The 15507-nt window shown below is 36.7% G+C and carries 14 protein-coding genes and 1 pseudogene; 11 read left to right on the top strand and 4 right to left on the bottom strand.

What is annotated here, in order from left to right; genetic code table 11:
- Positions 1 to 85: 85 nt before the first annotated feature.
- On the bottom strand, positions 86 to 1843 hold the full coding sequence (locus H4J56_RS13895) for a hypothetical protein (protein WP_182259496.1): 1758 nt from the start codon (positions 1841 to 1843) through the stop codon (positions 86 to 88).
- A gap of 370 nt (positions 1844 to 2213) precedes the next feature.
- Positions 2214 to 2381 (bottom strand): annotated as a pseudogene (locus tag H4J56_RS13900) (diguanylate cyclase domain-containing protein); the annotation flags it as partial.
- Between the two features lie 78 nt (positions 2382 to 2459).
- Here H4J56_RS13900 and H4J56_RS13905 point away from each other — a divergent pair.
- The 4 genes from H4J56_RS13905 (at position 2460) to H4J56_RS13920 (ending at position 5425) form a co-directional block, all read left to right on the top strand.
- A complete protein-coding gene (locus tag H4J56_RS13905) occupies positions 2460 to 3245 on the top strand; it encodes an ABC transporter substrate-binding protein (RefSeq protein ID WP_182230825.1) in 786 nt (261 codons plus the stop codon).
- A gap of 112 nt (positions 3246 to 3357) precedes the next feature.
- Positions 3358 to 4227: a LytTR family DNA-binding domain-containing protein gene (locus H4J56_RS13910; RefSeq protein ID WP_182230824.1), complete on the top strand. Its 870-nt coding sequence runs from the start codon at positions 3358 to 3360 to the stop codon at positions 4225 to 4227.
- Positions 4228 to 4345: 118 nt separating this feature from the next.
- On the top strand, positions 4346 to 5164 hold the full coding sequence (locus H4J56_RS13915; RefSeq protein WP_182259497.1) for a CPBP family intramembrane glutamic endopeptidase: 819 nt from the start codon (positions 4346 to 4348) through the stop codon (positions 5162 to 5164).
- Between the two features lie 12 nt (positions 5165 to 5176).
- Positions 5177 to 5425, top strand: a complete 249-nt coding sequence (locus H4J56_RS13920; RefSeq protein ID WP_182214078.1) for a hypothetical protein — start codon at positions 5177 to 5179, stop codon at positions 5423 to 5425.
- Between the two features lie 106 nt (positions 5426 to 5531).
- Here the strand turns inward: H4J56_RS13920 and H4J56_RS13925 are convergent, their stop codons facing one another.
- Positions 5532 to 5894 carry a DUF2237 family protein gene (locus tag H4J56_RS13925; protein ID WP_182169595.1) on the bottom strand — a complete coding sequence of 121 codons (363 nt, stop codon included), beginning with the start codon at positions 5892 to 5894 and terminating at the stop codon, positions 5532 to 5534.
- 11 nt (positions 5895 to 5905) lie between these two features.
- On the opposite strand from H4J56_RS13925, the gene ubiG reads away from it, so the two are divergent.
- The 7 genes from ubiG (at position 5906) to H4J56_RS13960 (ending at position 14287) form a co-directional block, all read left to right on the top strand.
- Complete coding sequence (gene ubiG / locus H4J56_RS13930) at positions 5906 to 6739, top strand: bifunctional 2-polyprenyl-6-hydroxyphenol methylase/3-demethylubiquinol 3-O-methyltransferase UbiG (protein ID WP_310733841.1); 834 nt, start codon at positions 5906 to 5908, stop codon at positions 6737 to 6739.
- Between the two features lie 327 nt (positions 6740 to 7066).
- Positions 7067 to 7819: an ABC transporter substrate-binding protein gene (locus H4J56_RS13935; protein ID WP_182259498.1), complete on the top strand. Its 753-nt coding sequence runs from the start codon at positions 7067 to 7069 to the stop codon at positions 7817 to 7819.
- A 396-nt stretch (positions 7820 to 8215) separates the two neighbouring features.
- Positions 8216 to 11041: an XrtA/PEP-CTERM system TPR-repeat protein PrsT gene (prsT, locus tag H4J56_RS13940; RefSeq protein WP_182259499.1), complete on the top strand. Its 2826-nt coding sequence runs from the start codon at positions 8216 to 8218 to the stop codon at positions 11039 to 11041.
- A gap of 167 nt (positions 11042 to 11208) precedes the next feature.
- Positions 11209 to 12360 carry an ice-binding family protein gene (locus H4J56_RS13945; protein ID WP_182259500.1) on the top strand — a complete coding sequence of 384 codons (1152 nt, stop codon included), beginning with the start codon at positions 11209 to 11211 and terminating at the stop codon, positions 12358 to 12360.
- Positions 12361 to 12455: 95 nt separating this feature from the next.
- Positions 12456 to 12533, top strand: a complete 78-nt coding sequence (locus tag H4J56_RS20015; RefSeq protein WP_404842524.1) for a PEP-CTERM sorting domain-containing protein — start codon at positions 12456 to 12458, stop codon at positions 12531 to 12533.
- A 65-nt stretch (positions 12534 to 12598) separates the two neighbouring features.
- Complete coding sequence (locus H4J56_RS20020; RefSeq protein WP_404842525.1) at positions 12599 to 12706, top strand: PEP-CTERM sorting domain-containing protein; 108 nt, start codon at positions 12599 to 12601, stop codon at positions 12704 to 12706.
- A 381-nt stretch (positions 12707 to 13087) separates the two neighbouring features.
- Positions 13088 to 14287 (top strand): ice-binding family protein, encoded by a 1200-nt coding sequence (locus tag H4J56_RS13960; protein WP_259367748.1) that lies wholly within the window; start codon positions 13088 to 13090, stop codon positions 14285 to 14287.
- A 63-nt stretch (positions 14288 to 14350) separates the two neighbouring features.
- On the opposite strand, the gene H4J56_RS13965 is transcribed toward H4J56_RS13960, so the two are convergent.
- Positions 14351 to 15352, bottom strand: coding sequence for an endonuclease/exonuclease/phosphatase family protein (locus tag H4J56_RS13965; protein WP_259366844.1), 1002 nt, complete (start codon positions 15350 to 15352; stop codon positions 14351 to 14353).
- Positions 15353 to 15507 lie beyond the last annotated feature (155 nt).

Below are 15507 nucleotides of genomic sequence, written 5' to 3' on the forward strand. Positions count from 1 at the left end.
TTTAAAGGCTATTGTCAGTGAACTATTTGACAATAAACGACCGATATTGCAACCGAAACGATTCAACTGTCTATTTTTATTTAATCTACTGACTTGGTTTATTTTCAGCCCAAACAGCCGTACCTTTATAGGCAGTCTGAAAGATAAACAACCTATCTTCAGAATAAGTGACTTTTATTTCAGCTAAGCTAGGCATGTAACCTATTTTTTTATTTCTGATCGTAATATCTGACATTTCAGTTAGGCTTTGATCACTAACCATGTAATAAATAGTTTCTTCAAATGCTCCCCCGGTGATCCAAGAGAAAAGTAACTTATTATCTAAGTTTTGAATATTAAAATAACTTCTATCTCCTGCTTCACCAATGCTAGAGCCTCCAGAAGTAGTTTGCTCTGCGACAGTTATGACGTTAGAAGATACCTTTACATCTGTTAGCAAACCATCACGGCTAATTATTCTGGCTTTAATTGCCTCGTCACTCAAACCTTCACATGTACTACAATATCCCCCTTGTACCCATGAGAAAACAAAGCCATTATCGATGGGGGTTAAATCTTGGAATCGTGCAGTATTTACATTATTTTCATCTATGATTGAAGGTTCAATTTTCCTGACAACGTCAATATCAATATCAATATCAATATCATTAATAAATTTTCCATAGGTAACTATAGGGAAATCATCATTATTCGACTCTTTAGTTGACCAAGAAACTAAAATTTGATTGTTACTAATAGCCGCTTTAATCGTATTATCAATAAGACCGTCTACATATTCATGAATAGAAAATATCTCTGAAGTGACACCCGAAGTATCAATGTAACGCCCCATGATATGTTCACTGCTATTTCCTGTTTTCCAGCGCCAAGTAACTAAATATTTATCATCATCAAAAAGAATGTTTATTTCTTTGTTGTTATTACTAAGTGAAAACTCTCGTTCTAAATATAAATCTATGTATTTACTATAAAATGATACTGGAATACGAACATCATCTAAAACCACTCCCGTTTTTGAGACTCTTTTAGCAACAAGGTGTCGATCATTATAATCAGCGCCATATACAACGAGATATGAACCTTGACTGTATTTAGCATTGACATTTAAACAACCTAAAGATTTATCATCAATTAAAAATTGTTCACTAAAAGTGAGCTCCTGCGACATAATTTTGCCATAGAGCTGATATTCATTAGAATTCTGTACTGATGGTTCACAAATCAACAATAAAAAATCATCATCTGCCTTTGTTACACTTATCTCGGTAGTCTCATGCGTTAATATACTCAGGTGCGAAGTCCGGGCAATATAGCGAGAAACTTCGATATACCGATCAAACTCTTGGGCTTCCGAAAAAAAGAAAATAGAATAGTAAACGGAGTTCACTTCCACATAACTTTGCATAAACTTTAACGCAACATCGTCAATATTCGCCGTAAATATAACCTCTGTTCCCTCAAAGCTCGAAAAGTTAATGGGCTTAGAAGAGACTTCACTTATGTTTGATAGTCCTTGCCTACTTTGAATAAAACTGTCAGTTTTTACGATAGTAATAACTTTAGGAGAAGTACCTTCGGAATAAAAAGTACTAAGTACAAGAGGCTCTGGATCAAGGCTTTGTTCTTGATACCAACTAAGAGGAATTTTTAAAGTGATCCCCCCTCTAAAAACAGCGTTATATTTGTTTGATATTTCATTTTTATATTTAATACTTTTATAATCAAGAGGAACAACGGCCACATTGGTGCTCGTACCATTAGTTTTAGTGCTGTCACTACTAGAACCTCCTCCACATCCTTGAACAGATAAAATAAATAAAACAATCGTTATTAACTTTTTCACATATATTCCTTTATAAATATATTTTTTGGTCATTAAAATACCTTAACGAAAACGACTATCTGGTTTAACCGTTTTAAGTGGCGATATATAATGAGCAAAAAGGGGATGAACGAAAAATAAAGTGTAACTTTTCTTTGTTCATTGATTTGTTATGTTGAAATTTTATCACCCTTTACAAAAAAAGTAATATAACGCTAAGCAACAATATTAACAAAAAGTTAACGTTAAATCTTTAAAAGGTCGGTTTTAATATAAATAATGTTTGTCAGGCTAACTAAGATAATAAAATAGCGGGGTTATGGTGATTCTAGTTTACTGTATGGATAATATTTACTGCTTCGTTGTCATTTTCTTTAGGTGTTTCTTGCATCTAACAAGCGATAGTTCGCCCACTGTTTTTAGCTTTATATAAAACCACATCAGCAAGTTTTATCAGATCTTCTAATTCATTCATTTGAGCATTAAAATCAGCCACACCAAAACTTGCAGTCATGTATAGAGAAAGACCATCATGTAAAACACTCAGTAAGTTCTCGCTGCGACTTTGTTGAGTGGTTTTTCAGCAATTTTAGTGTTAATCTTTTTTATCTATAAATCAAGGAAGATTAACCCTATAGTGACCACCTACAATAAAATCAAATACTTAACCTTGTTTCTTTGCTTTTTTACGCTATCAACAAGCTCACAAGAGATTACTTTTCAGCCTCATATTGAAATCGTAACCGAGCACCTGCCCCCTTTTCAAATAGATACACCCAATAAAGTAATGGGATTCGCCACAGAAATAGTCTCTTCGGCGCTGTCGAGTACACCGTACACATTCAATATCAATGTCTATCCGTGGGCGAGATCACTTAATATGGCTTTGAATAAAGAAAACACCTGTATTTATTCTATTGCCCGAACCCCAGCACGTGAAGAGCAATTTATTTGGGTAAATACCATCGCCGAGCGTAATATTTCTTTTATCGGTTTAACTGCACGAAAGCTAAGTATTACTTCATTAGAAGATGCAAAAAAACATATGATTGCCGTGATCCGTGACGATGTTACCCACCAACTTTTAGTGAAAGAAGGCTTTACAGAAGGTCTCAATTTAACTGTCGTTAATAATACTCATTCATTATTAATGCTGTTAGTTAAGCGTAAAAGTATCGATTTGATTTTAGCCGATGGATATACCATTAGGTATCGCGCTCAATTTAATAATTTAAACCCTAATTTATTTGAAAATGTTTACCAACTAAATACAAAGCCCTTAGACTATTATTTTGCCTGTAATAAAAAAACATCACCCTATATAATTGAACAGTTACGCTATGCAATTAATCAACTGAAGATAACGGGAAAGATTGATAAAATAATCAGTGAGTGGCAATATCCCGTTATAAGAGTTAATTAACTACAAAGGCTTCATTGATAATTTTAGTGCTATTAATTTTAAAAATATCAGCAACTAACGGTTAATATATGTTACTTTTCTTATCCATTGTATATTCAAAAGATTTTAAATAATGAGCCTGTGGTTGAAGGATGATTTTGCATCCAGAAAAGTAGTTTTACAGCGTGCGGTACTTTTCTCCACAGTTACCTTATTCGTTTTATTTGTATTCCAGCCTTTTGGCACCAACAACCATACTATTCCCTTCAAATTCTTACGACTTTCCGGGTATGGCTTGGTAACCTTTTGCGCGCTATTACTCTCTGGAGCATTAGAAATAGCTTCAACTCGCCTGAAGATTAACAACATATTACGTTTGATCATCATACCTTGTTTATACATTGCTATAGTTTCGGCCTTTAATCACAGCTACTTTGTCGTGGCTATTCTTGGCTCCTGGCATTGGCAAAACCAATTACTGTTTATTTTATATACTTTTGCTATTGGACTGTTTCCAATCATTTTTATGTATCTTGTCAATCGCCATGCGCAGAAAACGGCTTTACCAAGACAAGTTATCGAAACTGACAATGCAACGAATCAACAAAATGAAAATGTTATTAATAGCGAGCGAATATCAACTCAGCCATTAACCTTAACCGGTGATAATAAAGGCGACAAATTACAAGTAGCTTTATCACAGCTGTTATTTATAAAATCCGCTGACAATTACTGTGAGTTAGTCATTATTAAAGATAACAACGTTAGCTATCAATTATTACGCAGTTCACTGATCAGTATCTTAAAACAACTTCCTGTTGACTCAACGGTGATGCGCTGCCATCGATCTTATGCTGTAAACCTAGCCTTAGTAGAACTTAGCACCGGCAATGCTGGCGGTTTGAAATTAATGATGAAACCCCTTGATGTTACTATCCCCGTATCTCGTTCTTATGTAGAGACAATAAAACAAGCCTTGTCATTAGTCCCAAAAGCTTGTTAATCATCCCAATATATTGTTAGTAATACCTTTTTTATTAGCTTACCCCTAATTTATGGATATTCAATTGAGTGTTAGTCATGCTTAATTTGAAATTTAAACTTTAGTTAAGCAGGTAAATATGAATAACAAAATTAAAACACTAATAATGATCACTACCTTTATATTCTGTCGCTATATAATGAAATACTTTTGGGGAGATACTTGGAGTGAAGCTTTACTGGCACTAGATAATCAATCCCACCTTTTATTAACACCCGCGAGCTACCTCTTTATATATAGTCCCTTAGTGTTAGTGGCAAGCTTACTATTTAAGGACGTTGATTTAACTGAGATTTTAGGTCTAAAAATAGCAGGATTTCAACATTATTTTTTAGCGGCGGTTGCCTGTTGCTTGCCGATGACAATCGGTTACGCCTATTTAAGTAGCGAGTTGAACCTTGCCCTATCAGGGATAATGGTTGGCTCGGTATACGCGGGGGTGTTCGAAGAAATTCTTTTTAGAGCGGTATTGTTTGGCGTTTTATTTCGATATTGCCACTTAGGATTTATACCTGCTGCCTTATTTAGTTCTGTTATCTTTGGTTTTGGGCATATATATCAAGGGCATGACCTAATGTCAGCCTTTGCAGCTTTCGCAATAACTTCGGTAGCCGGTACTTGGTTTGCATGGTTATTTTGTGAATCTGGTTATCGAATTTGGTTCCCTTTATGGATGCATATTTTCATGAATGCAGCTTACGGAATATTTGGCATGTCAGGTGGTGCAGCGGGAGACTTAGCGGGCAATATATTTAAAGCAAGCTCAATTTTTTTAACTTTGCTTTACATTCATCTGCTTGTTTGCCGTGGTAAAAAGCGTGAAATAACCTTTTTAAACTTGTGGAAAAATCAATCGGCCACAAGTACAAAAGCGACATTAACCACTCAAAGTATTTAAAGGGAATTAGCTATGTTTGAATTATTTTTAGTCATGATAATACTGACATCACCGGTATTAATAATTATCTTGGTTCGCCATTACTTTCGTTACAAATCAGCAGCCAATCAACAATTATTAGCGTTACAAAAAGAAACTAATAGTCATACCGCCAGAGCAACACAAGAGAAATTAGCTATACTGGTTGAAAGAGTGATCGTACTGGAGAAAATCGTCACCGATAGCAACACCACACTTCGCCAAGAGATAAAAAAATTATAATGATGTTATTGGTATCTCTGCTATACGACCTTGATTATTAAGTCGCTAACTCGACCTAAACAGTGGTATCGGTGTTGTTCGTTATTTTATCAACAAGAGTAACGCCTTAACGCTGATATTCATGGGCCTTTAAAACATCTAATGAGACCACTGTTAGTGCTTTTTGGTTGGTTGCCTCAAGCACAATAGGTGGAGCAACATTGGCTGCAATAGCGTGATACCAACGAACAGCGCATAAACACCATTTATCACCCGCTTTTAAGCCAGGAAAATTATATTGAGAATTAGGGCTGATCAGATCATTGCCTTGTAATTTTGAGAACTGTAGAAAATCGTCGGTCATAATTGCGCAGACACTGTGGTTACCAAAGTCAACTTCGGGCACAAAACAAAACCCTTTTCGGGTATAGCCCGTATTACTACAACATAACTCTAAATCTGTACCTAATACATTCAGTTGATTGTCCATAAAGGTGCCTTGTGTTAATTAACAAAAATAAAATGGATATACCTACCATGTTAGACAAAAGTAAGCTTAGTCCAGTGAAAAATAATACCATTAAACACACGCCAGCTGGTAATTTTAGTCCAGCAGAAATCGCTAAATTTAATAAGTTCGCTGAAAGTTGGTGGGATCCAAACGGTCAATACAAAACGGCACTCGAATTCAATCGAGTACGCGTAGCGTATTTTATTGCAGAAATTTGCGCCTTCTATGGTCGCGACCCTAATCATATAGCACCGCTGCAAGGATTAAAAATTTTAGATGTTGGCTGCGGCGCAGGTCTGGTTTGCGAACCTTTAGCAAAAGCCGGAGCCACAGTGGTCGGTATAGACGTGAGTGAGATAAGTATTGAAGTAGCAAAACGCCATGCGGTGAAATCTCAACTTGATATTGAGTATCGCCACGAACATGCGCAACATACCAGTATAAGCGATAGAAATCGCTACGATGTGGTGATTAATGCGGAAGTCATCGAGCATGTTCCCAACCAAAAAGACTTGGTAAAACAGTGTAGCCAATTATGCAAAGTGGGTGGCTGTGTGGTAATGGCAACGCTAAATCGCACGATTAAATCCTACCTAGTAGGCATTCTTGGCGCTGAATATATTATGCGTTATTTACCTATAGGTACACACAGCTGGCGTGCCTTTGTAACACCACTTGAATTAAACACTATGGCGACGCTAGCACATATGCACTTGGTGACAGAAATAGGCATGTCCTACAGTCTCCTAACCAAAACTTGGCGTACAACCTCAAGTTTAGAAGTCAATTATGTACAACTATATAAACGACTAACAGCCAGTTAACCTTTCGATAATATCGGCTATAGAAAATAGACAGTCGCTTATTTATTTAGCCAACAATTACCTGATAATAAATGTAAAAGTGTCAACACATTCCCCCTGCTAAGCAATACAAAGCTCAATAGCAGGCCAACAGGGTAGTGCCCCCTAATGATACAAAAAAACCTATTTGGACAAATACCTACTGCCTTATTTACTAAAAAATCGTAATCTTCCCTTGCAATAACACTCGTTTTATTATTAATACAATACTAATAGGTAAACACTGTGCAATAGAGTAAGTATCAATATCTTAATTTTCCATCAATCAAAATTGGCTAGAAAGCCGATATGAATAATATAATTAAGCAAGCGATTGTTGCTCTATTATTGTTTGTATTCTCATGGGCAAGTTATGCTCAGCAACTGAGATTTGTTACAGAAGATTTACCCCCCTTTCATTTTATGGGCGCAGATAACAAACCGGCTGGAGCTTTAGTTGATGTTATTGAAGCTTTAATGATTAAAACTCAGCTTTCTGCTCAAATCGAGTTTATACCTTTTGCACGTAGTTATGATTTAGCCTTAAATAATAAAGATATTTTTATGCTCTCTTTAATGAAGAGTACTGACCGCAAAGATCTTTTCCAGTGGGTTGGTCAAATATTTAAGAGCAAAGCTTTTTTGGTGGGTCTTCGCAATCGCGAAGATATCAATATTAGTAATATTGAAGAGGCAAAGTCGTTTGTCGTGGGTACAATCCGTGGCTATCACTCGGAGCAATATTTAAAAAACACAGGTTTTCTAGAGCAAAAAAATTTACATTTGTCCGTTAGTTATAAACATATGTGGAGCATGCTCTTTGAACAACGAATAGACTTTATTTTAACAAACTTTATTGCAGTAGATAGAGAAATGAAGAGTATTGGGTTTAACAAAGATGACATTAAACCTTTTATTGAACTACATGATTTTCCTGGCGATCTTTTCATCGCGACTGGACTTAAAACAGCAGATAAAACAGTGACTATTTTATCTGCTGCATTACAACAAATAAAAGCCGATGGCACCTATAAAAATATTATGGATAAGTGGGGTTTATAAGTAGCATAAATGCTATTCAACCAATCCATTTCTGCTCTAGTAACCATGAGGCCCTTGAAATCAAGCCTCAATGAATGGCAGTTTATTACTTAGACATAGTTTATCAAATTTTAGGCCTAGTGATCAGGCCCAGCTTTTTACAAAGATGAACGACAGGATATTGTTCATAATCTCCGTAATCGTTTATTTCACCACAGAGCTTTAATCAGCAAGGTTATAATTTAGCTGTTGGCGTGCTAATTGTTAGATTAGCACGTAGCAAATTAATACGGGTTCATTTTTCAAAGCCAACACTTAATGTTTTTCTGATGACTTAAATAGTCATAAAATTCAAATTTCTATTTTTAATACATTGTTGTTTGAGATGTTGTTAGAAGAAAATAAAGGCCATAAGTCATGATGAAAAAAATACGGAAATTAATTATCTCCTTTATTCAAATAGCTGCTGTGTTAATGGTAAATGCGGCAATGGCAGCAAACAGCGAAAAAAACCATTATGAAGCCGCACTTCAAGCTTATAACCAAGGACAGATTGAAACAGCTTATATTCATTTAAAAAATGCTTTGCAGCAAAGTGAACGCAATTTACCGGCCAAATTATTACTCGCCAAGGTTTTAATAGATAAAAATTCTTACCCTGCTGCTGAGCAAGAACTCAATGATCTACTTGCTCAAGGTGTTGATAATAATTTGATTGTTTTTCCACTTGGTGAGAGCATTTTAAATCAAGGTAAGTTTGATCAAGCCTTAACATTTGCCAGTAAGATGACGCTAAAAAAAGAAGGAGAGTTAGCGTATAACCAAATAAAAGCACGAGCTTATATTAGCTTAGATGACCTAGAAAACGCCAAAATAACCTACCAAAGTATCCTTACTCTGTATGCCAATAATATTGACGCATTATTAGGGTTAGCAACGGTTTATATTTATCAAAAAAAGAATATCAACGCTAAGGTACTGCTTACTAAAGCGAACAAAATTGCGCCTAATAACGAAATACTCTGGCAATTAAAAGGTCATCTTGCTCGTAGTGATGGTCAATTTAATGATGCTATTAACTACCTAACTAAAGCGAATGAACTGAATCCGAAAAATATTGAAACGTTGCGAATTTTAATCGGCTGTTATGTCGATATTCAAAACTTTAACATGGCTAATCAGGTTGCTGATAAAGTACTTGAGACCGCAGAAAATGACCCTCAAACAACATTTATGAAAGCTCTCATTTTAAAAGAGCTTAACCAAGTAGAATTATCAAAAAAAGTGCTTGTTGAACTCAGTAATCAATTATCTAAGCTTGATGAGTCATATCTCCTTTCTCAGCCGCAATTATTATTGCTTGATGCCATGAGCAGTTATGCTCAAGAAAATTGGATACAAGCTGAAAGTAAATTCAAAAGATATCTAAGTCAAAGCTCTACTCAAACTGAAATGAGTGAGATTATGCTGCTTGCTGATGTTTACCAGCAACAGCAAGAACCAAAACATGCCTTATTATTACTCGAAAAGAATGAGAAAGATCTGATATTCAATAAACAGTACGCCTTGATATTAGCTGGTTTATATCTTAAATTTGACCAAAATTATAAAGCTGATTTTGTTTTATCAAAACTGCGCGTTGATTACCCTACAGATGAAGCGGTGTTGATTCTCTCAGCCAATGTACTAGAAGGCTCTGGCCGTATTGAGCAAGCGCTTGCTTTATTAGAAGATGCAAATATCAAAGGGGGTGAAAGTTATCAATACGCGTTGTCACTGTTGTCATTAAGGGTAGGAGCTTTCCAAAAAAGCTTAAATTATATAACACCATTAATCGATACTTATCCAGAGAATGTCAGCTATCATTTGATAACTGCACAAATATTGATTGAATTACAACAATTTAGCCAAGCCCAAAAAATTATAGAAAGATTGTATTTAAAGCAGCCACAAAATAGTGAAATCAGTACCAGTTATGCATTATTACAACTTAATCTTGGCAAACTAGACTTAGCAAGAAAGATATTGAGCGATGTGCTAAATAAAAATAAAAATAATAATCAAAGTGCATTATTACTTGCCAAAGTTGAATATCGTCTTGGTAATAAAGAGGCGGCTATTGCTGGGCTTGAGCAGCAAGCTAAAATACCATCAGTAAAGACAGTTGCACTGACTGAGTTAACGAATATTTATATTGCTGAACAACAATGGCAAGATGCACTGTTAGTTATTGACCAAATGTTGCGGGATAACAGACTAAACATTCAGGCTTTATTTAAAAAAGCTGAAGTATTATTATCATTAGATCAACCGAAAAAGTCTCAACGTAAATTAGATATATTGGCGGGATTGGTTGATGAAAATGTGCCACTATTAATGAAACTAAGTCGACTACAACTAAAAGTAGAAGACTTTGCTGGCGCAGAGTATAGTCGGGAAAAAGCCTTTAAATTTGCGCCTAATTCATTACCCATTGTTATTGAACTTATTAAGATTAAAATTCAATTAAATAAAATTAACGAAGCCATTGAGTTACTTGCACAAACTCAACAAAGAATACCTAAAGACAATGTCGAGCTTACTATTTTACAAGGCGATATTTATAATGCTGGCAATAATAAGCCTCAAGCTTTTAATTCATACTTAAAGGCGGTTAGTCAAGATCATACTAATTTAACGGCTTTAAGTAAGTTATATCAAATCAGTAAAACAGCCTCTTTGTCAGAAAAATTTATTGCCGAATTAAATAACCTTATCACTGAATATCCTCAATTGTTATTGCATCGTCATTTGTTGGCGGATCATTTGCTAGAAAATAAACACTTTGAAAAAGCAAAAAAACAATATCAAATACTGCTTAAAAATAATATACCACCAACAAAAAGAGCGTTAGCACTGAATAATTTAGCGACTATTTATATTAGAGATAAGAACTTTACTATGGCAATAGAAACCGCTAAACAAGCTTTGAACCTTGACCCTAGAATGCCTTCCATTATAGATACTATTGGCTGGGCATTGGTTTTATCTGAAGAGTTAGATTTGGGTCTATCTTACTTAAGGCAGGCATTCAGCTTATCTTCCACTAGCCCAGATATTCAATACCATATTGCTTATGCCCTAGCAAAGTTGCAACGTATCCATGAGGCAAAAAAAGTATTAATTAAATTAATAGCTTTACCCGATGATTTTGAAGAACATCAATTGGCTCAACAATTATTTGATAAATTAGAAAAAAAATAAACAAAATTTACAGTAACTTAACAACTAAAGGTAACTATATTTACAATTAAGCGTGCATTTATTGTACAAATACCCTGCTCCCTCCTATTATATATTGTGTAAAGTATACAACTTATGGATTAAGTTTTTTCGTCTGTAATTTTGAGATATATGACATGGAGTCTACTATGCAGCGCCTCACACACCTCTTATTTATCTTAACGATAATCTTAGTTTCTAGTGCAAACGCAAGTTTTCACCCTCTGTTAGATTCAGACCTCAATGATCTATCAGTCTATGCTAACGGTACGATAACAATGGCTGATGGTGTGATTACTCATGGTAATATGCAGGCCCTCACCACAATAACATTAGCGGCCAATGGCCAAGTTGGTGGCAATATTGAGGCTGGCTCTACAGCAACCCTAAGCGATAATGTTATTGTCAATGGCTATATAGAAGCGAGCACTACCGCAACGCTAGGCGCCAATGTAAACGTTATCGGTAAGGTTCAAACGGGTACCACAGCAACCTTCGGCGCCGGTGTGTATGTTGAGGGAAATATTGAAGCAGGAAGCACAGTAACATTAGAGCAAAATGCAGAGGTTATGGGGAATGTTGTAGCAGGAACCACAGTGACCATAGCTGCGGGGTCACATATTCATCAAAATGTTGATGCCGGAACTACGGCAACCATTGCTGCTAATGTTATTATTGATGGTGGACCAGCTACCAGCGACTCATCAAAAGCCCCACCTCCTGCTCCTGTTGTTACCAGTAAAGAAAATCAAATTACCACGGTGCAAGCCGAGCTAAAAGCATTGGTAACCGATCAAGAACTAGATTGGGATGATTTTGGCGACAACGATGAGTCACTCGTCGCTGGCGTTTATAATTCTGTTAATTATCTCACTATTGCCGCAGGAAAAACACTGATCTTAGATGGTAATGGTATGGATGGCTCTTGGGTTTTCAATATTGCCAATAATCTAAGCTTTGGCATTGACTCCAAGGTCGTATTGTTAAACGTCACCGATAACAGCAGTATTCTTTGGAATGTACTGGGAGAAAGCACAGCAGGCTTAACATCACTTGGGGCAGGTGCAGAAGTTAGAGGTCATATTCTTTCTAAGGGAGCCATTGATGGCGGGGCTATTTCTTTAGTAACAGGTATAGGTGACAGTTGTGGTGGTGTTTTTTCAGCAACCAGTACCGTCACATTTGCCGCAGATAGTATCATTGGACATCAAGGTTGCGGAGCAGTTGACGTACCTGAGCCTGCCACTATTTGGTTATTAGGTTTAGGTATATTTATGATAGTGAATAGAAAGCACAGATAAATGAGAGTTTTGGTGGTGTTTTTTCAGCAACCAGTACCGTCACATTTGCTGCAACAATCAGTATCATTGGACACCAAGGTTGCGGAGCAGTTGACATACCTGAGCCTGCCACTATTTGGTTATTAGGTTTAGGTTTAGACATAGCTATGATAGTGAATAGAAAGCACAGATAAATGACCGTTTTGGTGGTGTTTTTTCAGTAAGCAGTACCGTCACATTTGCTGCAACAATCAGTATCATTGGACATCAAGGTTGCGGAGCAGTTGACGTACCTGAGCCTGCCACTATTTGGTTATTAGGTTTAGGTTTAGACATAGCTATGATAGTGAATAGAAAGCACAGATAACCTTTGAATATTTAAAAATAGCCCTTAAGTGGCCTTTATATTTGTGCTAACTATGCATTTTGGCTATAGCTCGTTTTACTACATTATTTAACAAGACAATTATAATTGTGATCTGCCTGCATCACATCTCGCTAACCTTTTTGTGCATCATGTTAACCTCTTGACGTATTATGTTAACTTATGAACATATCACCTGCTTTGTAATAAAAAACAAAAGAAAATAATTACAATAACTTACGATATAAATGTTCGAATAACAAACAACACACCGTCTTATCTGCTATTATACAGTTGTACAATTCTTGGAATAAGTTTTTTTGTTCTATAAAAATTAAGTTTTTTTATATGCTGAACGCTCAGCTATATGAAATGGTGTCTAATTTGAAACTTATCAATTCAATCCTCTGTATTGTGGTGTTATTTGCTGTGTCTGACGCACAAGCGAGTTTTCAACCTTTGCTAGGCTCAGAACTAAATAACCAGTCGCTTTATGCCAGTGGTTATATAACCATGGGCGCACGAACAACTATTGGTGGCAATATCCAAAGTGCTACTGCGATAACACTAGCAGCTGATGCAATTGTCGGTGGTAACGTTGAGGCTGGAACCGCAGTAACACTTGGCGCAGCTGCCGGTGTCGATGGCTATATTCAAAGTACAACAACCGTTACCCTAGGCGCTTCTGCTGTTGTCGACGGCTCTATTATTGCAGGTACCACAGCAACTATTGGTGCGAGTGCAAAAGTTGATGGCGAGCTAAGCGCTGGCACAACAGTAACCATAGCGGCAACCGTTGAGGTTGGCGGCGATGTTTTGGCTGGCAGCACAGTAACCGTTGGTGCAGGCTCACTTTTCGGGGGCGATGTTGATGCTGGAACCACCACCACTATTGGTGCAAGTGTTGAAATCGTTGGCGCGCTTACTGCTAATTCTTTGAAAATGGTTGCACTGCCCACCATCGTTGATAGTCAGGAAGTGCTTATTACGTCTGTGCAACAAGATATAAAAGACATGGGTACAGGAACAGAACTTGTATCCACCACTTTTGGCACCAACGACGAAACACTTGAAGCGGGTATTTACAGCACAATAAATTATTTAACCATCGCGATAGGTAAAACCTTAACGCTTGATGGTAAAGGTATCGATGGCTCTTGGATTTTTAATATCGCCAACTATCTGACCTTCTCTGCAAACTCAACAGTGATATTGAAAGATGTTACCGATAACAGCACTATTATCTGGAATGTTCTTGGCGATAAAACCGGCTCAGCAGGTTACACACAACTCGGCGCCGGCGCTGAGGCTAGAGGTTATATTTTTGCTAGAGGTTTTGTTCAAACAGGTGCTGATTCAATGATAGCGGGCATAGGCGATGATTGTGGCGGCGCTTATTCAGCAAGTAATTTTATTGAATTTGGTGCTGATACTGTTATTGGTAAAAAAGATTGTACCAATGGCGAGTCCAGAGCTTCTGCAGATAGCATTGCCGTCACTCAAGTTCCCGAGCCTGCAACACTGTGGTTATTCGCTCTAGCACTTTTTGGTTTGGCAATTAAAGCGCAACGTAAAAAAACGTAAATTCAGTATCACCAATAAAAAAGGCTCCTTTGGGAGCCTTTTTTATTTGGGTCTTTGACTAATTTATGATCTTAACGTTAGTGTAACCAAGGCAATACCGTGATCGGTACTTTCGCCATCTCGTTCAAAGATAGGATTAATTAAATGTCGATCATAGGTGTCGTACGCACTGACCTGATAAAGACTATCGTGATAACTAGCGTCAAAATCACATGATAATAATATATAATCAAGTACTGAGCTGCTCGCACCAAAATAATGTGTCGGAGTGCGCTGTATTTTTTCCTCTTGATGAGTTTCATTTTTCACTGCAACTTGAAATAAATCCCAAGCATCTTGCAAGCAATATTTAGCAAGATAGGCATCACGGTCAATGGCCGAAACAAAGCGTAGGGTGTTAGTCAGTAGATGACTTAGCACACCATCAGTTAAGGTATTATTGAAGTCGCCCATTAATACCATTGGCTGACCGGTAGTCTCACGCCGCGCTATTATTTCAATCATTAATAACGCCGCTTCACTGCCACGTTGTATCGTTGAGCCCCAACCACCTGCCACTTGTGCTTTTAGGCTTTCAATAATGGTTTGCTCTGGTGTACGACTTATATTTTTATCATCGACTTCAATCATAGAGCGCTTAGATTTAAAGTGCACAACATAACAATCACAGTTACCCATATGAGGCACATCAACTGTTGCCCTTAACACTTTTCGGCTAAAAGAGAATTTATCAGTTAAACCTAATGATAGTGCAAGCTCAGTGTTTGCTTTTACCGCAGTAACTTCAACAATAGGGTAACGAGATGCTATGGCAACAACAGGACGTTTATAAATAAAATCATCTATCACTTGTGGTTCATCAACCACGGCAAAATAACAATAGCCCTGCTCTGCAACTAATTGCTCTAGAGACTCAGGACTAAAGACTTCTTGGAAGCCAATAATATCAGGTTGATATTCACGTAAATATTCAGCAATCCAATGTTGCTTTTTACGCCACTGCTCAGCACTATAAATTCGTTCAAATTCATAGAAAGCATTGGGCGGCTCAAGATAATTAAACAAATTAAAAGTAGCTATTTTAAGCTGTAAATTTGATACAGCTATAGAAGGCAGTATGGGATCTATTTCTTCTGGGGCTTTTTTATCTGGATAGTCGATAATGTTAACTCTAATAAACGTTAAACTGTGAGTATACCTGAGATAAAAAATTAAAAACC

It is taken from the genome of Colwellia sp. BRX8-4 (genome assembly GCF_014077345.1).
Lineage (GTDB): Bacteria > Pseudomonadota > Gammaproteobacteria > Enterobacterales > Alteromonadaceae > Colwellia_A.